The organism is Pantoea sp. SS70, assembly GCF_029866845.1.
Classification (GTDB): Bacteria; Pseudomonadota; Gammaproteobacteria; order Enterobacterales; family Enterobacteriaceae; genus Pantoea; species Pantoea leporis.
Genome location: NZ_CP117199.1, coordinates 3,345,495 through 3,363,812 on the forward strand (window position 1 = coordinate 3,345,495; position 18,318 = coordinate 3,363,812).

The 18,318-nt window shown below is 56.3% G+C and carries 15 protein-coding genes; 3 read left to right on the top strand and 12 right to left on the bottom strand.

Going from position 1 to position 18,318, the window contains the following annotated elements:
- Positions 1 to 4: 4 nt before the first annotated feature.
- Positions 5 to 1,103 (bottom strand): peptide chain release factor 2 gene (gene prfB, locus PO881_RS15430; RefSeq protein ID WP_101761965.1). Its coding sequence is split into 2 segments (ribosomal slippage): positions 5 to 1,027 and positions 1,029 to 1,103, totalling 1,098 coding nucleotides; the frame shifts between segments, so codons are not numbered across the junction.
- A gap of 554 nt (positions 1,104 to 1,657) precedes the next feature.
- Between prfB and PO881_RS15435 the strand changes: the two genes are divergently transcribed.
- Positions 1,658 to 4,420: an autotransporter domain-containing protein gene (locus PO881_RS15435; RefSeq protein WP_280172033.1), complete on the top strand. Its 2,763-nt coding sequence runs from the start codon at positions 1,658 to 1,660 to the stop codon at positions 4,418 to 4,420.
- A 95-nt stretch (positions 4,421 to 4,515) separates the two neighbouring features.
- Here PO881_RS15435 and recJ read toward each other — a convergent pair whose 3' ends face one another.
- Genes recJ through xerD form a run of 3 tightly spaced genes read right to left on the bottom strand, consistent with a single transcriptional unit; the run spans position 4,516 to position 7,879 of the window.
- The gene (gene recJ / locus PO881_RS15440; RefSeq protein WP_280172034.1) at positions 4,516 to 6,243 is read right to left on the bottom strand and encodes a single-stranded-DNA-specific exonuclease RecJ; all 1,728 of its coding nucleotides are present in this window, start codon (positions 6,241 to 6,243) and stop codon (positions 4,516 to 4,518) included.
- A 6-nt stretch (positions 6,244 to 6,249) separates the two neighbouring features.
- Complete coding sequence (dsbC, locus tag PO881_RS15445; protein WP_101761962.1) at positions 6,250 to 6,963, bottom strand: bifunctional protein-disulfide isomerase/oxidoreductase DsbC; 714 nt, start codon at positions 6,961 to 6,963, stop codon at positions 6,250 to 6,252.
- A 22-nt stretch (positions 6,964 to 6,985) separates the two neighbouring features.
- Positions 6,986 to 7,879 (bottom strand): site-specific tyrosine recombinase XerD, encoded by an 894-nt coding sequence (xerD, locus tag PO881_RS15450; RefSeq protein WP_008108233.1) that lies wholly within the window; start codon positions 7,877 to 7,879, stop codon positions 6,986 to 6,988.
- Between the two features lie 100 nt (positions 7,880 to 7,979).
- Between xerD and fldB the strand changes: the two genes are divergently transcribed.
- The gene (gene fldB / locus PO881_RS15455) at positions 7,980 to 8,498 is read left to right on the top strand and encodes a flavodoxin FldB (protein WP_101761960.1); all 519 of its coding nucleotides are present in this window, start codon (positions 7,980 to 7,982) and stop codon (positions 8,496 to 8,498) included.
- Here fldB and PO881_RS15460 read toward each other — a convergent pair.
- Entirely contained in the window at positions 8,495 to 8,854 is a 360-nt protein-coding gene (locus tag PO881_RS15460) for a protein YgfX (RefSeq protein WP_233501811.1), read from the bottom strand. The genes fldB and PO881_RS15460 overlap by 4 nt on opposite strands.
- Positions 8,855 to 8,888: 34 nt before the next feature.
- Entirely contained in the window at positions 8,889 to 9,155 is a 267-nt protein-coding gene (gene sdhE, locus PO881_RS15465) for an FAD assembly factor SdhE (RefSeq protein WP_101761958.1), read from the bottom strand.
- A gap of 218 nt (positions 9,156 to 9,373) precedes the next feature.
- Here sdhE and ygfZ point away from each other — a divergent pair, with 218 nt between their 5' ends.
- The gene (gene ygfZ / locus PO881_RS15470; protein WP_280172035.1) at positions 9,374 to 10,357 is read left to right on the top strand and encodes a tRNA-modifying protein YgfZ; all 984 of its coding nucleotides are present in this window, start codon (positions 9,374 to 9,376) and stop codon (positions 10,355 to 10,357) included.
- 60 nt (positions 10,358 to 10,417) lie between these two features.
- Here the strand turns inward: ygfZ and PO881_RS15475 are convergent, their stop codons facing one another.
- From PO881_RS15475 to ubiI, 6 genes are all read right to left on the bottom strand, one after another.
- Entirely contained in the window at positions 10,418 to 11,071 is a 654-nt protein-coding gene (locus PO881_RS15475; protein ID WP_110867988.1) for a hemolysin III family protein, read from the bottom strand.
- A 207-nt stretch (positions 11,072 to 11,278) separates the two neighbouring features.
- Positions 11,279 to 12,022: an SDR family oxidoreductase gene (locus PO881_RS15480; protein WP_192412044.1), complete on the bottom strand. Its 744-nt coding sequence runs from the start codon at positions 12,020 to 12,022 to the stop codon at positions 11,279 to 11,281.
- A gap of 185 nt (positions 12,023 to 12,207) precedes the next feature.
- Positions 12,208 to 15,081, bottom strand: coding sequence for an aminomethyl-transferring glycine dehydrogenase (gcvP, locus tag PO881_RS15485; RefSeq protein ID WP_277974050.1), 2,874 nt, complete (start codon positions 15,079 to 15,081; stop codon positions 12,208 to 12,210).
- Positions 15,082 to 15,180: 99 nt separating this feature from the next.
- The gene (gcvH, locus tag PO881_RS15490) at positions 15,181 to 15,567 is read right to left on the bottom strand and encodes a glycine cleavage system protein GcvH (protein WP_101761953.1); all 387 of its coding nucleotides are present in this window, start codon (positions 15,565 to 15,567) and stop codon (positions 15,181 to 15,183) included.
- A 23-nt stretch (positions 15,568 to 15,590) separates the two neighbouring features.
- On the bottom strand, positions 15,591 to 16,688 hold the full coding sequence (gene gcvT, locus PO881_RS15495) for a glycine cleavage system aminomethyltransferase GcvT (RefSeq protein WP_192412046.1): 1,098 nt from the start codon (positions 16,686 to 16,688) through the stop codon (positions 15,591 to 15,593).
- A 422-nt stretch (positions 16,689 to 17,110) separates the two neighbouring features.
- The gene (ubiI, locus tag PO881_RS15500) at positions 17,111 to 18,313 is read right to left on the bottom strand and encodes an FAD-dependent 2-octaprenylphenol hydroxylase (RefSeq protein WP_101761951.1); all 1,203 of its coding nucleotides are present in this window, start codon (positions 18,311 to 18,313) and stop codon (positions 17,111 to 17,113) included.
- Positions 18,314 to 18,318: the final 5 nt, after the last annotated feature.

Here is an 18,318-nt window from a genome sequence, read left to right on the forward strand (position 1 = left end):
TTCCTTATAGCCCTGCTTTTAAACTTGCTTCAATAAAACGATCGATATCGCCATCCAGCACCGCTTGGGTGTTGCGGGTTTCTACGCTGGTACGCAGATCCTTGATGCGTGAATCGTCGAGAACATAAGAACGGATCTGGCTGCCCCAGCCGATATCAGATTTGTTATCTTCCGCTGCCTGCTTATCCGCGTTTTTCTTCTGCATCTCATATTCGTACAGCTTGGCGCGTAACTGCTTGAAGGCCTGATCTTTGTTCTTGTGCTGTGAACGGTCGTTTTGGCACTGCACCACAATGTTGGTCGGCAAGTGGGTAATACGCACCGCAGACTCGGTTTTGTTAACGTGCTGGCCACCCGCACCGGAGGCGCGGTAAACGTCGATACGCAGATCGGCAGGATTGATATCGATATCGATGTTGTCATCCACTTCCGGGTAGATAAACACCGAACTGAATGAGGTGTGACGACGGCCGCCGGAATCGAACGGGCTTTTGCGCACCAGGCGATGAACGCCGGTTTCGGTACGCAGCCAGCCAAACGCGTAGTCGCCGATGATTTTAATGGTGGCGGATTTGGTTCCGGCCACTTCACCGTCTGACTCTTCGATAATTTCGGTTTTATAACCTTTGGCTTCCGCCCAGCGCAGATACATGCGCAGCAGCATGCTGGCCCAATCCTGCGCTTCGGTGCCGCCGGAACCGGCCTGAATGTCCATGTAGCAGTCGGCGCTGTCATATTCACCTGAGAACATACGACGGAATTCCAGTTCGCCCAGCTTCACTTCCAGTGCATCAAGCTCGGCAACCGCTTCGTTGAAAGTCTCTTCGTCGTCAGCTTCCACCGCCAGATCCAGCAGGCCCTGCACATCTTCCAGGCCTTGCGTCATGTGATCTAAGGTTTCCACTACCGCTTCCAGTGAAGCGCGTTCTTTGCCCAGCGCTTGTGCGCGATCAGGTTCGTTCCAGACGTCAGGCTGCTCCAGCTCGGCGTTTACTTCTTCAAGGCGTTCTTTCTTAGCATCGTAGTCAAAGATACCCCCGAAGAACGTCGCTGCGCTCGGTGAGGTCCTGGATACGATTTTTGACCGGATTAATTTCAAACATGGCTTTTCAGTCTTTTTTGACGATTCGGTGAAAGGAGATAAAAACTAACGCGCTAGTTTACCCGAAAGTGTGCGCACTTTGTAGCATTGCACGCCGCCTGAGTGAGCGCGCCTCCGCCGTAAGAAAAAAAGTTCTTATCCTTCTGGAAAGCTTTACCCGCTACGCTTTCCCAAACACCTCCGCAAATACCTCGCCTTCAAAACCTTCTTAGGAATTTTCCTGCAAAAATTAGGCAATTGGCGCCAGATGACGTCATTAAAGATCATGATTTATAACGATAAATCATTAAGAATTGTCTTGTGAGAAATTTCCTGCAAGAAAGCAGACACGTCTCAAATAACGCCATTAAGCAGCTGATATTCAGCCTATCGATTTATTAGCGCCCTTTTATCATTTTGCTCAGTGACTATCCCCCCGATGGACATCACTGACGTCCAGACCGTTTGTCACCACGATCGCCAGGAATGCGCAGCTTCGACAGGGAATGACACAGTAATCAGCGCCCGTAAACGTGAGCGGGCACAACATGTCCTGAGAGACATGAAGGAGTATCGATGTTTATTCCCGGTTTGCGCACTTCACCGCGCCTGCTTGCCTTGTTAATGCCTTTGTTACTTGCCGCCTGCGGAGGCGGTGGCGGCGGCGGAGGTGGCGGTAGCGCGGCAACCTCGCCCACCACCGGCACCCCTGAGACACCCACGCCAGCTCAGCCCAGCGCTTCAGGCAATGCCAGCAAAGTCGGCATTATTGATTCAGGGTTATCGCCCGATCGCAGTGAAATCAATTATGCCAACGTGCAGTTCACCAGCTACGTCGGCGGCGGCAGTAGTTTGAATGATAATCAGAGCATTAACGGTCACGGCACCGTGGTGGCGCTGACGTTATTAGGCCTGTCGCCGGGCAGCACACTGTATGTGGCGCAGGCATCGCAGAACAATATCTTTCAATACGACGATACCGCCCGTGCGGTGAGCGGCCTGCTGAGCCAGGGCGTGCGGGTTTTCAATATGTCGTACGCCTCCAACGAGCGCTTAACCTCCGCACAGGCGCTATCCGATGCGCAGCCGCACTATCAGGTGCTGGTGCAAAGCATGCGTGAGATTGCAGCGGCTAACGGTTTGGCGGTGGTGATCACCGGCAATGGCGGCACTGCAACACCGTCCCCTAACGCGCAGCTGCCGTTGATTTATCAGGACAGCGCGTTGCAAAAGAATATGCTGGCCGTTACCGGCGTGATGGACAGCACCTCATACGACACGGCGAACCGCGCGGCGTTAACCGGGCCGTTTGATGCCTGTGGTAACGCCGCGGCATGGTGCCTGAGCGCACCGGGATACACCGATTATCGCTTTCAGAACGCCGATGGTACCTGGGTAAATGCGCGTAGCTACGGCACCTCGTTTGCCGCGCCGCGCGCCGCTGCGGCCGCTTCGCAAGTGTTGCAGCGCTTTCCGTGGATGAGCGGTTACAATCTGCAGCAAACGTTGCTGACCACCGCCACTTATCGCAGCGATGCTTACGCAGGCGCTGCGGATAGCGCCAACGGGCGGCCTTACAACAACACCTTCGGCTGGGGCGATCTCAACCAGGCGAAAGCGCTCAACGGTCCGGCAATGTTCTGGGCCAATGATTTCCACGCCAGTCTGGATGCGGGTAGCTATGTCTTCTCGAATGCCATCAGCGGCGATCGTGGCCTGATACTCGACGGCGCCAATAATGGCGGCGTGCTACGGTTAACCGCTAACAACAGTTACCTCGGCCAGACCAGCGTTGCCGCCAATACGTTGCTGATTGAGGGTGCGATTGCTGGCAGTGCCAACGTCAGCGGCAGTGGCACTTTAGGTGGCAGCGGTGTGATTGGCGGCAGCTTACTCAATCAGGGAACGGTCAACGGCGGTTTGCAGGTGCAAGGCGATTACCAGCAACGCAGTAATGGCGTGCTCAATATCGCGTTAAACAGCCCGCTGCGTGTAGCGGGCCACTCGACGCTGGACGGCACGATGAACCTCGCGCCCCCCTCATCAACTTATGTGGTGAAACAGCAGGAAACGCTGCTGACCAGCGATGCGGGTGTTAGCGGTCAGTTCAGCCAGGTCAATACTGGCGTGTTTCTTGATGGTTCGGTCAGCTACAACGCTAACAGCGTCACTGGCCAGCTGACGCGTAAAAATACCGCAGCAGTAGCGGCAGCGCTGGGCATGAACAGCGCCAGCACTCAGCAAACGGCCGCGAATCTGGAGCAGGCGTTTAGCGTAGCGGACAGCTGGCAGCAACAGGGTTCACTGAGCAGTGCGCAGCAGTCAGCGCTGGGCGCAGCAGGAGCGTTTCAGTCGCTGGCAGATGCCCGCAGTGCGCAGGCCGCCATCAATTCACTTTCCGGTCAGGCGCACGCTTCCAGCAACGCGGTACTGTTTAACGCGCTGGATTATCAAAGCCGCCTGTTGAGTAACCGTATCGCCGATGCCAGCGCTGACAATCGTTACGGTTTCTGGCTGGAGAGCGGTCAACTGCGCGGTTCACTGGATCAGGCGGGCTACCTCGGCACCGATTACCGCAACACGCTTACCGCATTGGGCGTGGATAGCGATTTGGGTATTTCTGGTCTGCGTGTGGGCGTGGCCTGGACGCAGAATCAGATCGACTCAACCTACGACCAAAGCGGCGGCACCAGCCGTAATCGCCTGCAAGGCGCGATGCTGTATGGCCGCTACGATTTGACGCCAGCATGGTATCTGCAGGGCAATCTCAGCTATCAACATGGTCGCGATGAGTTAAAGCGTCTGGTGTTGCTGGATGAAGCTTCGCCGGTGTCATCGACCACCAGCAGCAACAGCTGGCAGGCGGCGCTGCAAAGCGGCTATCGCTGGACAATTGAGGAGAATTATCGCCTCGAACCCTATCTCGGCTGGCGTGAAACCGGGCTGGATACCGGTGCGTTTGAGGATAAGGGCAGCGCGTTTGGTCTAAGCGGCGACGGCGACAGCTATCGACGCAGCGACGGTTATAGCGGTTTGAGTATCAGCGCACGGCAGGATTGGTCGGCTGGATTGTGGAGCATGCTGAGTCTTTATGGCGAATATCAGTACGCATTCAACAATCCGTCGATGGATGTCAGCGCGCGCTGGGGCGGATTTGGCGATGACCAGAACCGTTTCACGATTCCCGGCATGCAGCTTGATCGCCGTTCGCAGTGGTTAGGTGTGCGGTTGGATGTGGCGCAGACGTCACGCGCGCGCCTGTTCCTGCGCGCCGATCAGCACTTCGCCGATCGCGGTGACGAAAAAGTGCTGCGCGGCGGTGTGGATGTGAGTTTCTGATAAACGTTTAATCGGTCAACTGAGCGCGATAGATCGCGCCGCTACGGATACGTGCACAGGTAGCGGCGCGATGCATTGCGCGTTTTGGTAGTGAACTACAGCGGCCAAAGGTGATCGATGATCAATTGCACCGAACGATTGCCGCGGTATTCGTTGATATCCAGCTTATAGGCCAGCTGCACCTGACGCACGCTGCTGTCTGGCCACAGCGTGGTATCCACGTTGAAGGCAATCCCATCCAACAGCGGGCCGCCGCCGAGCGGCTCGACCATCACTTTCAAATGACGCTCGCCCACTAACCGCTGTTGTAACAGCTTGAACTTGCCATCGAACACGGGTTCCGGGAATGCCTGGCCCCACGGACCGGCCTCGCGCAGCATTTCGGCAGTATGCAGGGTAAACTCCTGCGCATGCAGTTCGCCGTCCGACCAAATCACGCCCTGCAACGCTTCGCCATCCAGCCACTCATCAATCAACGCGGCAAATCGCGCACGGAACTCCTCGTACTTCGCGGTTTCCAGTGACAATCCGGCCGCCATGGCGTGACCACCAAATTTGATCATTAAGCCTGGGAAAAGCGTGTCGAGACGCTCCAGCGCATCTCGCAGATGCAAACCCGCAATTGAGCGGCCCGAACCTTTCAGCGTGCCGTCTCCGGCGGGGGCGAAGGCGATCACCGGGCGATGGAAGCGCTCTTTCAGGCGCGACGCCAGAATCCCCACCACGCCCTGATGCCACTCGGGATGATAGAACGCCAGTCCAAGCGGCAGATCGGTATGCTGACGCTCCAGCTCATCGCACAGCGCCAGCGCTTCGCTCTTCATGCCCTGCTCAATCTCTTTACGCGTCTGATTCAGCGCATCGAGTTCATTCGCCAGCATGCGCGCCTGGGAAATATCTTCGGTGAGCAGCAGCGCCACGCCGACTGACATATCATCCAGACGACCGGCAGCATTCAGGCGCGGGCCCACGGCAAAACCGAGATCGCTGGCGGCGAGTTGGCGCGCATCGCGGTTGGCAATCTCCAGCAGCGCGCGAATCCCGGCACGGCATTTGCCCGCGCGAATACGGCTCAAACCTTGCCACACCAGAATGCGGTTGTTGGCATCCAGCGGCACCACATCGGCCACGGTGCCCAGCGCCACCAGATCTAGCAGCTCCGCCAGATTTGGCTCGGCGCGGCTCTCACTAAACCAGTTTTGCTGACGCAGATGCGCACGCAGCGCCAGCATCAGATAGAAGGCCACGCCAACACCCGCCAGCGAACGTGAGGGGAATTCGCTGTCGTTGAGGTTCGGATTAACAATCGCTTCGGCGGCGGGCAAGGTTTCGCCCGGCAAGTGGTGATCGGTAACCAGCACCGGAATGCCGTGCTGATGCGCGGTATCCACTCCGGCATGTGATGAGATGCCGTTATCGACGGTGAGGATCATCTCCGCACCGCGCGCTTTAGCCTGCTCGACCACTTCCGGACTCAAACCGTAGCCATCTTCGAAACGGTTTGGCACCAGATAATCCACATTACCGCCGAGGCTGCGCAGCGCCAGCACGGTTAACGCGGTGCTGGTGGCGCCATCGGCATCGAAATCGCCCACTACCACGATACGTTTGCCCGCCAGCAGCATCTGATGCAGCAACGTCACGGCGGCTTCGATGCCGCCCAGCGTTTGCCACGGCAGCAGATGTTTAGCGCCGCGCTCCAGTTCCATCGCCTCTTTCACGCCGCGTCGCAGATACAAGCGGCGCAGCAAAGGGGGCAAATCAGCGGGTAAGCTGGCTTCGGTCTCGGCTTCGCGCCGACGCAATTCAACAGAATGAATCACTGTGCGTTAACCGCCACGCTTCTGGCCGTCAAGCACCTGCTTCAGCTCTTGCGGTCCCTGATAGCCAGGAATCATCATGCCGCTATCCGTAAGAATGGCTGGCGTACCCTGAATGCCAAACAGGATGCCGAGTTTGTACTGCTGCTCGATATTGATTTTGCAGGTCGCTGGCGCATCCATCTGCGGCGCATCGCCTTTCATTGCTGCATCGAAAGCTTTGTTACGATCGGCGCTGCACCAGATGGCGCGCATGGCTTTTTCTACCTGACCATTCAGACCTTCACGCGGGAAGGCCAGATAGCGCACGGTGATGCCGAGCGCGTTGTAGTCGGCCATCTGCTCATGCAGCTTGCGGCAGTAGCCGCAGGTGATGTCGGTGAACACGGTGATGACGTGCTGCTCTTTCGGCGCTTTATAGACAATCATGTCTGGCGCCAGCGCAGTGACTTTTTTGTCCAGCAGCTGGTTGGTAACGTTGATCGGCTGGGTGCCGCTGACATCATACAGCGGGCCCTGAATCATGTGCTTGCCGTCTTCGGAGACGTAAAGCACGCCGCTTTCGGTCAGCACCGTTTTAATACCCGGCAGCGGGGACGGCTGGATTTCAGCCTGCTGCAATCCCAGTTTTTTCAGCGTTTGCTGAATAGCGTTGTCATCGGCATGCGCCAATCCAGTGAATGCACTGACCAGCAGAGCCAGCATCGTTAGCTGCTTTTTCATCTTAAATCCTTGTTACCGCATCTCAAGCGCGCGGATGATGCTGTTGATGTAACAGACGCAGGCGCTCAGTGGCGACGTGCGTATAAATTTGGGTGGTCGAGAGGTCGCTGTGGCCCAGCAACATCTGTACGACGCGTAAATCGGCGCCGTGGTTCAGTAAATGTGTGGCAAATGCGTGGCGCAGCACGTGCGGCGACAGCTTTTCGCTATCGATACCGGCAAGGGTCGCATAGTGTTTAATGCGATGCCAGAAGGTCTGCCGCGTCATTTGCTGCGCGCGCTGGCTGGGAAACATCACGTCCAGCGTTTGCCCGTTGAGCAGCCACGGCCGACCATGTTCCATATAGTATTCAATCCAGTAAACCGCTTCTTCACCTAACGGCACAAGACGCTCTTTGTTGCCTTTACCGATTACGCGCACCACGCCCTGACGCAGGCTGATATCGCTGATGGTCAAACCCACCAACTCCGTTACGCGTAAACCGGTGGCGTACAGCAGCTCCAGCATCGCCTTGTCGCGCAGTTCGAGCGGCACATCAATGCTCGGTGCCTGCAGTAAGCGTTCGACCTGGTTTTCACTGAGATCTTTCGGCAGACGCTGCGGCAGTTTCGGTGCCGACAGCAGCGCGCTGGGATCGTCGCTGCGCACTTTTTCCCGATAGAGATATTGGCACAAGCGGCGAATGGCGCTGAGGGTGCGCGCCGAGCTGGTGGCTTTGTAGCCGCCCTCAACGCGTTCGGCAAGAAACTGCTGCAAATCAAGCGCTTCAAGCGTTAATAGCGTGCGATCGTGGTGATGCAGCCAGCCGGTGAGCGTTTGCAGATCCTGCCGGTAAGAGGCGAGCGTGTTCTGCGCCAGATTACGCTCAATCCAAAGCGCATCCAGAAACTGTTCGATCAGATCGCTGTCCTGCACTGTACTCTCCGCCCGTGTGAAATCGTGCTCATTATGCCTGAAAGTAGCCTGCTTCTGGTACAATTGCCCCCGAGTCAGGTTCAGACAGAGCATTAATTGCATGAATATCGGTTTGTTTTATGGTTCGAGCACCTGTTACACCGAGATGACGGCGGAAAAGATTCGCGACTTTATCGGTGAAGAATTAGTCACGCTGCACAATTTGAAAGATGACGATCCGTCGCTGATGGAGCAGTACGATTTGCTGATCCTCGGCATTCCGACGTGGGATTTCGGTGAGTTACAGGAAGATTGGGAAGCGATTTGGCCACAGATTCCGGCGCTGAATTTGCGCGGAAAAATCGTGGCGCTGTACGGCATGGGCGATCAGGGCGAATACGCCGAATGGTTCCTTGATGCGCTGGGCATGCTGCACGAACTGCTGCAGCCGATGGGCGTGCAGTTTGTGGGTTACTGGCCGCTGGAAGGCTATGAGTTCACCAGCAAAAAACCGCTGACCGCCGATGGCACGCAGTTTGTCGGTTTGGCGCTCGACGATGTTAACCAGTTCGAACAGAGCGATGAGCGCATTGAGCAGTGGTGCGAACAGATTCTGACGGAAACCGCAGCGCTGCTTTAAGGCAGCGTTTGACCATCCCTTAGAAAACAGCAGGCGCGCAGCGTGCGCCATTCACCGGGCGGCAGGTTGTCATGCATTAACCACAGCCGCCAGCGTTTTCCCTGCTGATTACGCAGCACCAGCAAAACGCCATACGGCAACCAATCCGCCTTACGTTCCGCTCGCCAGCGCACGCCGCGCCACAGCCAATTGCCCTTCACGTCCAGCACCAAATGACCTACGCGCTGAACCAAACGGCGCTCGTTACGCCAGCACTCCGCCAGCAGCAGCACTAACACCGGCGCTTTGCTCCACGCCCACGCGTCAGGCCACTCCAGTGCCAGCAGCAAACCGGTGCACAGTAGAGAAAGCGTCACATTCAGTGCGCGCGCACTGCGTGACGCTCGCAGATCACATTGCCACCGGACCGCGTTCACGGTTACGCTGCTGAATCAGTTTCACCATACGTTTGAACTCGGGATCAACCGGTTCACCGTGATTCATCAACCAGTTGAACAGATCGGGATCGTCACTCTTTAGTAGTGCGATAAAAACCTGCTTATCGGTGTCGTTCAGCGAATCATATTCAAATTTGAAAAACGGCATGATAGCCATATCCAGCTCCAGCATGCCGCGACGGCATGCCCATTGGACGCGGGCTTTGTCGTTAATTTCCATGTCTCAGGTTCCATGACTAAAAACAGTGGGGCTCAGTGTACCTGCTTTTTTTTCTCGCTGCAGGCGCTGTGCTTAACCCTGTGCAATACCTCGGCGTTACATCCCCCAGTTTGCAATGGGTATCACGCGATTTGTGCGCCATATTCAGTAAACAGGTTGCAAAGCCGCACTGCTCTTTTACCATTGCAACCTATTACCTCATTAATCAGGAAAGAGACATGTCGATTTTTACCCTTCCACCTCGCCAGCCTGCTGCATCGTCACGCCTGCCTTTAACCCTGATTTCGCTCGACGAATGGGCGCTGGTTAAGGTGCAAGGCAACGACAGCACGTCTTATCTGCAAGGTCAGTTGACGCTGGATGTCGCGGCGATGGGCGAGACGCAGCATCGTCCCGCCGCGCACTGCGATGCCAAAGGCAAAATGTGGAGCAACATTCGTCTGTTCCATCGCAGCGAAGGTTACGCTTACGTGGTGCGTCGCAACCTGCGTGAGCAGCAGCTAACCGAACTGAAGAAATACGCGGTGTTCGCCAAAGTCACCCTCGTCGCTGACGATGAAGCGGTGCTGCTCGGCGTTGCCGGTTTCCAGGCGCGCGCCGCGCTGGCAGGCGTATTCAGCACACTGCCGGATGCCGAAACGCCGGTAGTACAGCAAGGTGAGAGCACGCTTTTGTGGTTTGATCAGCCAGCCGAACGTTTCCTGCTGGTGACCACGCCAGAACAGGCGAATGCGTTGAAAGAGAAACTGGCGGGAGAAGCGCAGTTCAACGACAGCCTGCAATGGCTGGCGCTGGATATTGAAGCGGGCATTCCGGTGATTGAAAGCGCCACCAGCGCGCAGTTGATTCCACAAGCCACTAACCTACAGGCGCTGGATGCCATCAGCTTCAAAAAAGGGTGTTACACCGGCCAGGAGATGGTGGCACGCGCCAAATTCCGCGGTGCGAACAAACGCGCACTCTATTGGCTGGCAGGTAAAGCCAGCAAAGTGCCGGAGGTTGGCGGTTCGATGGAGCTGCAGATGGGCGATAAATGGCGTCGCACCGGCACCGTATTGAGCGGCGTGCAGCTGGATGACGGCAGCGTTTGGGTGCAGGTGGTGATGAATAATGATTTGGAGCCGGATAGCGTACTGCGCGTGGAAGGCGACGAAAGTGGCAAATTGACCATTCAGCCGCTGCCGTATTCATTAACCGAATAATTGCGGGCCGGGTCCGTACTAAACACGTAAGGTCGCCATTTTCGGCGACCTGGATTGAGCTTACATCACGTAAAAATAAATCGCGCAGAAGTGCAACACGCTGCCGCCGAGCACAAAACCGTGCCAGATGGCGTGACTGTAAGGAATACGGCGCGAGACGTAGAATATCACTCCTAGCGAATAGACAATGCCACCGGCAGCCAGCAGCCAAATCCCGCCCGGCGACAGTTTGATCGCCAGCTGATAAATCACCACCAGCGACAACCATCCCATACCGAGATAGGTCACCAGCGACAGCGCTTCAAAGCGGTGGGCAAAGGCGATTTTAAACAGGATACCGGCCAGCGCCAGGCTCCAGATCACCACCATTAAGCCCTGTGCCAGCGGCGAATTGAGCCCCACCAGCAAGAACGGCGTGTAAGTGCCAGCAATCAACAGATAAATAGCGCAGTGGTCAAATTTCTTCAGCCAGTATTTGGCTTTTTGATGGGGAATGGCGTGATACAGCGTTGAGGCGAGATAGAGCAGAATGATGCTGCCGCCGTACAGGCTGTAACTGGTGATAGCGGTAACGTTAGCTTGGGATTCAACGGCTTGTGTCAACATCAACACCAGGCCAATGATGCCGAAAATGCAGCCGATTCCGTGGCTGATACTATTGGCGATCTCTTCTGCCAATGAGTAGCCCTGGGCAATAACTGGGGTTTGTACCATGAGGGGATTCCTGAACAACGGAAAAAGCGAGTGTGCTATTTCTGAGCAACCAGAGTAACCGGGATAATTTTCAGAGTACACATGTACGCTAAAATAAATCTGTGAGTGGGTGTGACAGGCGAGGGTTTGAATGAATCGGTCGCCATGCATGGCGACACTCCGCACGGATACTGTTTTATGGGGTCGGTATTGATACCGGCTTGGTGATCATCGTCCGCCAGCCGCATCGATAAAGGTGCCCGTCACGTATGACGCGGCATCGCTCGCTAGCCAGGCAATTGCTGCAGCAATCTCTTCTGCCTGGCCGCCGCGTCCCATTGGCAATGCGCTCGCCAGGCGATCGACCCGACCCGGCTCGCCGCCATCGGCGTGCATGTCGGTATAGATAAGGCCAGGACGCACGCTGTTGACGCGAATGCCTTGCGATGCCACTTCCAGCGACAACCCTTTAGTCAGCGTATCCATCGCCCCTTTTGAGGCGGCGTAATCCACATATTCGCCTGGCGCACCGAGACGTGACGCAGCGGATGACACATTGACGATGGCGCCCCCTTTGCCGCCATGATGCGTGCCCATGCGTTTTACCGCCTCACGACAGCAGATGAACGTGCCGGTGACATTGGTGGCGAACACGCGCTGAATACGTTCGGCATCCAGATCTTCCACCCGACATTGGGTAAACAAAATACCGGCATTATTCACCAGCACTCGCAGCGCGCCCTTTTGCTGATCCAATTCGGCAAACATACGTATGACCTGCGCTTCATCGCCAATATCGGCCTGCAGCGCAAACGCACTGCCGCCCTGCGCTTCAATCTCTGCCACCACGCTTGCCGCTTCGGCTGCACGCTGACGATAGTTGATCGCCACGCGATAACCCGCCTGCGCCAGCAATAATGCGGTTGCGCGTCCAATGCCGCGGCTACCGCCGGTAATCAAAGCCAGATCCATTTTTGCCTCCACAAAAAAGGGCCGAACAATCGGCCCTTTCATAAATATCACCCGCAACTTTAGCCTAAATAATTTGAGATACAGCAAGGCGGCAAGTTCATTCATCCCCGGGAGCTTACATCAGTAAGTGACCGGGGTGAATGAGCGCAGCCAACGCCGCTGTGGCTCAAAGTATGACGGCTAAATTATTGGTATTCGCTCATTGGTACACACGAACAAAAGACATTGCGATCGCCAAATACATCATCCAGACGTTTCACCGTCGGCCAGTATTTATTGGCGCTACCGGCCGGGAATACGGCCAGCTCACGGGTATACGGATGCGCCCAGTCGCCGACGATTTCTGTCTGCGTGTGCGGTGCGTTCACCAGCGGGTTATCTTCCAGCGGCCATTCGCCATCGGCAACGCGATCGATTTCCATGCGAATAGCCAGCATCGCATCGATAAAGCGATCCAGCTCGATTTTGCTTTCCGATTCCGTGGGTTCAACCATCAGCGTTCCCGCAACCGGGAATGACATCGTTGGTGCGTGGAAACCGTAATCGATCAGACGCTTAGCAATATCCAGCTCGCTGATACCGGTCTGCTCTTTCAGCGGACGAATGTCGAGAATACATTCGTGCGCCACGCGGCCATCGCGGCCGGCATACAGAATCGGATAGGCCGATTGCAGACGGCTGGCAATGTAGTTGGCGTTCAGGATCGCCACCGAACTCGCTTGCTTCAGACCTTCTGCGCCCATCATACGGATATACATCCAGCTGATTGGCAAAATCGATGCGCTACCAAACGGTGCGGCAGATACCGCGCCCTGCTGTGTCAGCACGCCATCAATTTGCACCACGCTGTGACCTGGCACGAACGGTGCCAGATGCGCTTTCACGCCGATTGGGCCCATACCCGGACCGCCACCGCCGTGCGGGATACAGAAGGTTTTGTGCAGGTTAAGGTGCGATACATCCGCGCCGATGTAACCTGGCGTGGTGATACCGACCTGCGCATTCATGTTGGCGCCGTCGAGATACACCTGGCCGCCGTGCTGATGCACGATCTGGCACACCTCGCGAATGGTTTCTTCATAAACGCCGTGTGTTGACGGATAGGTCACCATGATGCACGACAGCTGCTCACCCACCTGCGCGGCTTTCTCACGCAGATCGCCAAGATCGATGTTGCCTTGTTTATCACACGCCACCACCACAACTGACATGCCCGCCATCTGCGCCGATGCCGGATTGGTGCCGTGCGCCGAGCTCGGGATCAGGCAAACATTACGGCCGCCTTCGTTACGACTTTCGTGGTAACGACGAATCGCCAGCAGGCCGGCGTATTCGCCCTGCGCACCTGAGTTGGGCTGCATGCACAGCGCATCGTAGCCAGTCAACTGCACCAGCCATTGCGACAACTGGCCAATCATCTGCAGATAACCCGACGCCTGCTCAGCCGGGCAGAATGGATGCAGTTCGGCAAATTCCGGCCAGGTGATTGGAATCATCTCCGCCGCGGCGTTAAGTTTCATGGTGCACGAACCGAGTGGGATCATCGCCTGGTTAAGCGCCAAATCTTTTTTCTCCAGGCTGTGCATGTAGCGCATCATCTCAGTTTCGCTGTGATGACGGTTGAACACCGGGTGCGTCAGGAAGGCGCTTTCACGCACCTGACCAGCCGGAATCGCACTGTTTTCCGCAGCAACAGCGGCATCCAGCGCATCAATGTCCTGACCGTGCGCATCGCCCAACAGAATGGCGAACAGCGCCAGCACATCTTCACGGGCGGTGGTTTCATCCAGCGTAATACCAACTGCATTGTGGATATCGCTGCGCAGGTTGACGCCGAAGCTTTGCGCGCGGTTCAGCACCGCCGCTTTATCGGCCACTTCAACCGTCAGCGTATCGAACCAGCTGTTGTGGCGCAGCTTCAGGCCACCGTTTTGCAGGCCCGCGGCCAGAATGCTGGTCAGACGGTGAATACGTGAGGCAATGCGTTTCAGGCCAACCGGACCGTGATACACCGCGTAGAGACCGGCGATGTTCGCCAGCAGCACCTGCGATGTACAGATGTTGGAGTTGGCTTTCTCACGACGAATGTGTTGCTCGCGGGTTTGCATCGCCATACGCAGCGCGGTGTTCCCGGCGGCATCGCGTGATACACCAATGATGCGGCCAGGCATTGAGCGTTTGTGCTCGTCGCGACTGGCGAAGAACGCGGCGTGTGGTCCGCCGTAACCCATCGGCACGCCGAAACGCTGGGCAGAACCAAAGACGATATCTGCGCCCTGCTTGCCTGGCGCCTCTAACTGCACCAGTGCCATGAAGTCTGCGGCGACACTCACCACCACTTTGCGGCTTTTCAGCTCGGCAATCAGTGAGCGGTAATCGTGCACTTCACCGTGCGTACCCACCTGTTGCAGCAACACGCCGAACAGATCGTCGTGATCCAGCGCCTTGTCAGCACGATCAATAATCAGTTCAAAACCAAAGGTTTCTGCGCGGGTGCGCACCACATCCAGCGTCTGTGGATGGATGTCATCGGCGATGAAGAATTTGGTGGCGCTTTTCAGTTTGCTAACGCGCCTGGCCATCGCCATTGCTTCGGCAGCAGCGGTCGCTTCGTCCAGCAGTGATGCGGAAGCGATGTCCAGACCGGTCAGATCCAGCGTCAGAGTTTGGAAGTTGAGCAGCGCCTCAAGACGGCCCTGCGACACTTCTGGCTGATACGGCGTATACGCGGTGTACCAGCCTGGATTTTCCAGCATATTGCGCAGGATGACGGGCGGCGTGATCACCGCGCTGTAGCCCATGCCGATCCAGGATTTGTAGCGTTGGTTCTGACTGGCAATGGCTTTCAGCTCTGCCAGCGCTTGCTGCTCGGTCGCCGCAATGCCTACTGCAGGCGGGCCTGGCAGTTGGATGTCGGCAGGCACAATAGAACTGATCAATGAGGAGAGCGAACTGGCACCAATCGCTTCCAGCATTAAGGCCTGTTGTTCCGGCGTAGGACCGATGTGGCGCTCAATGAAAGCACCGTTGTGTTCAAGCTGGCTGAGAGTCTGGGTCATTTGCAGTAAATCCTGAATCGGGCTGGGTTACAAAAATGGCGTTAAATCAGGCAGATAAAAAAGAAGGCGACGCAGCGCGCCACCTTCTGCCACTACCGGTTACTCGTCGATTGCGGCTTTATAGGCATCGGCATCCAGCATCGCGTCGAGTTCTGATTCGTCGCTGGCTTTGATGCGGAACAGCCAACCATCGGCGTACGGCGCGCTGTTCACAAGCTCTGGCGAATCGCCCAGATTGTCGTTCACCGCCACAATCTCACCGCTCAGTGGCGCGTAGATGTCTGAAGCCGCTTTTACCGACTCCGCAACGGCGCAGTCATCACCGGCCGAGAAGGTGGCACCGACGTCTGGCAGATCGACAAACACCATATCGCCCAGCAGTTCCTGTGCGTGTTCGGTGATACCCACAGTGAAGGTGCCGTCGGCTTCTTTACGGACCCATTCGTGGCTATCGCGGTATTTCAATTCATTTGGCACATTGCTCATTGGCCATTTCTCCTGAAAAAAAATTACTGGGCAACCGGCTTACCGGCGCGAACAAAAATCGGTTTGGTGACTTTCACTGGCATTTCACGGTTGCGGATTTCCACAATCGCCTGCTCACCAATGCCGGCTGGCACACGCGCCAGCGCGATGCTGTAACCCAGGGTTGGTGAGAAGGAACCACTGGTAATAATACCTTGCTGCGGCTGACCTTGTTGATCGGTGAAGCGCACCGTTAACCCGTTACGCAGCACCCCTTTTTCGGTCATCACCAGGCCAACCAGCTTTTCGGTTCCGTGCTCGCGCTGCGCTTGCAGGGCATCACGGCCAATGAAATCGCGATCGGCAGGTTCCCAGCTGATGGTCCAGCCCATATTGGCGGCGAGCGGCGAAACGCCCTCATCCATCTCCTGACCGTACAGGTTCATGCCCGCTTCCAGACGCAGCGTGTCACGCGCACCGAGTCCAGCCGGTTTAACGCCTGCGGCCAACAGCTGCTGCCAGAAAGCGGCGGCTTCAGTCGCTGGCATGGCAATCTCATAACCCGCTTCGCCGGTGTAGCCGGTGGTAGCGATAAACAGGTTTTCGGCCTGCACGCCAAAGAAGGGTTTCATGCCGGCAACGGCATCACGCTGAGCGGCGCTCAACAGCGTTTGTGCTTTCTGCTGCGCGTTTGGACCTTGCACCGCAATCAGCGCCAGATCGTCACGTTCGGTCAGCTCAACGCCAAACGGCTGCGCATGCTGTTTAATCCAGGCTAAATCTTTCTCTCGCGTAGCGGAGTTCACCACCAGACGGAAGAAATCTTCGCTCATAAAGTAAACAATCAAATCATCAATGACGCCAGCAGAGGCATTCAACATGCCGGTATACAGGGCTTTGCCCGGCTGGGTCAGCTTGGCGACATCGTTTGCCAGCAGATAGCGCAGGAATTCGCGGGTGCGTGCGCCGTGCAGATCGACGATGGTCATGTGGGAAACATCAAACATGCCGGCATCGTTACGCACCGCGTGATGCTCATCCATTTGCGAGCCGTAATGCAGCGGCATCATCCAACCGTGGAAGTCCACCATGCGTGCACCGCTTGCCTGATGCTGTTCGAATAGAGGCGTTTGCTGAGTCATAACCATCCTGTGAAGACAAGTGAGTGTGACGCGCCTGCGTCGCCTAATGAGGCTGACGCAAACGTTCTCTTTGTGCTGAAGTTATCACCTAATGTGGCAATTAACCATGAGGAAAACGAGGGCGAAACACTACCACCTTTCATCAAATCATCGAACAGCGCCCAGCATAAATCACTGCATTATTGTGATTAGCCTCGCACAAAATACGACTAAATTACTTTCATGCAGCAAATTGAGGGAATACACGCCACAGGATTAAGAAATGGTCCGGCATGCGCAGGGCTATGACATGAATTAATCTAATGCGAATTAATGCGTCAAATTAGAATAAATCAAACGAGGCGCGATCGCGGTGCATCGCTGCATCATTGGGGTGCAGCAAAGAAAAACGGCGCCCAATGGGGCGCCGTTAGCTGAGATGATTAGCGTATCCATCTGGGTAGATCGTTAAGCCCCATCGCCTGTTTCAGCATCAGCGGTTTAACGCCAGGTAACGTGTCGGCGAGCTTGAGGCCAACATCACGCAGCAGCTTTTTCGCGGGATGGGTGCCGGCAAACAGCTCGCGAAAACCCTGCATCCCCGCCAGCATCATCGCCGCACTGTGCTTGCGGCTGCGCTCATAGCGACGCAGATAGAGATGCTGACCAATGTCTTTGCCTTCCTGATGCAATCGACGAATTTCACCAATTAATTCAGCCGCATCCATAAAGCCGAGATTTACGCCCTGCCCGGCCAGCGGATGGATGGTGTGGGCGGCATCGCCGACCAGCGCCAAACGGTGCGCGGCAAAGTTACGCGCATAACGTGCCGTCAACGGGAAGGTTTTACGTTCACTCTCGACCTGACACAAGCCAAGACGCATATCAAACGCCACCGACAGCTGCTGATTAAATAGCGCTTCCGGCATCGATTGCAGGCGTGCCGCTTCCTGTGGCGCGAGCGACCAGACGATCGAGCATAAGTGTGGATCCTGCATCGGCAGGAACGCCAGAATACCGTCGCCGTGAAACACCTGACGCGCAATCGCATCATGCGGCATATCGGTGCGGATGTTCGCCACCAGCGCGTGATGCTCGTAATCCCAGAAAGTCAGCGGGATATCCGCTTTATCGCGCAGCCACGAATTGGCGCCGTCGGCCGCCACCAGCAAACGTGCGCTCATCATGCTGCCATCCTGCAACGTAATGAAGGCTTCGTTGTCGCCAAACGCCACTTGCTGCAGCTGCGCCGGGGCAAACAGCGTAATATCGCTGCTCTGACTGGCACGCTGCCACAACGCGCTATGAATCACTTCGTTTTCAATAATATGGCCAAGATGGGATAAACCCTGCTGCTCGTCATCAAAGCTGATTGAGCCAAAGCTGTCCTGATCCCACACTTCCATGCCGTGATAGGCGCTGGCGCGCAGCGCCAGAATGCTCGACCAGACATCGAGCTTTTGCAGCAGACGTTCACTGGCAGCGTTGATGGCGGAGACGCGAATCGACGCATTGGCCGCCGGATCAAACTGTGGCTCGGGTGCTTTTTCCAGCACGGCAACGCGTAAGCCGCTGCCTTGAAGTCCGCAGGCGACGGCCAAACCCACCATGCCGCCTCCGGCAATTGCCACATCAAAAGTTTGCATTGCTG

Excerpts from the sequence above, each read along its gene's own strand:
- gcvH (WP_101761953.1), bottom strand. The coding sequence starts at position 15,567 with ATGAGCAATGTGCCAAATGAATTGAAATACCGCGATAGCCACGAATGG.
- gcvP (WP_277974050.1), bottom strand. The coding sequence starts at position 15,081 with ATGACCCAGACTCTCAGCCAGCTTGAACACAACGGTGCTTTCATTGAG.
- PO881_RS15475 (WP_110867988.1), bottom strand. The coding sequence starts at position 11,071 with ATGGTACAAACCCCAGTTATTGCCCAGGGCTACTCATTGGCAGAAGAG.
- gcvT (WP_192412046.1), bottom strand. The coding sequence starts at position 16,688 with ATGACTCAGCAAACGCCTCTATTCGAACAGCATCAGGCAAGCGGTGCA.
- PO881_RS15435 (WP_280172033.1), top strand. The coding sequence starts at position 1,658 with ATGTTTATTCCCGGTTTGCGCACTTCACCGCGCCTGCTTGCCTTGTTA.
- ubiI (WP_101761951.1), bottom strand. The coding sequence starts at position 18,313 with ATGCAAACTTTTGATGTGGCAATTGCCGGAGGCGGCATGGTGGGTTTG.
- ygfZ (WP_280172035.1), top strand. The coding sequence starts at position 9,374 with ATGTCGATTTTTACCCTTCCACCTCGCCAGCCTGCTGCATCGTCACGC.
- sdhE (WP_101761958.1), bottom strand. The coding sequence starts at position 9,155 with ATGGAAATTAACGACAAAGCCCGCGTCCAATGGGCATGCCGTCGCGGC.
- PO881_RS15480 (WP_192412044.1), bottom strand. The coding sequence starts at position 12,022 with ATGGATCTGGCTTTGATTACCGGCGGTAGCCGCGGCATTGGACGCGCA.
- fldB (WP_101761960.1), top strand. The coding sequence starts at position 7,980 with ATGAATATCGGTTTGTTTTATGGTTCGAGCACCTGTTACACCGAGATG.
- dsbC (WP_101761962.1), bottom strand. The coding sequence starts at position 6,963 with ATGAAAAAGCAGCTAACGATGCTGGCTCTGCTGGTCAGTGCATTCACT.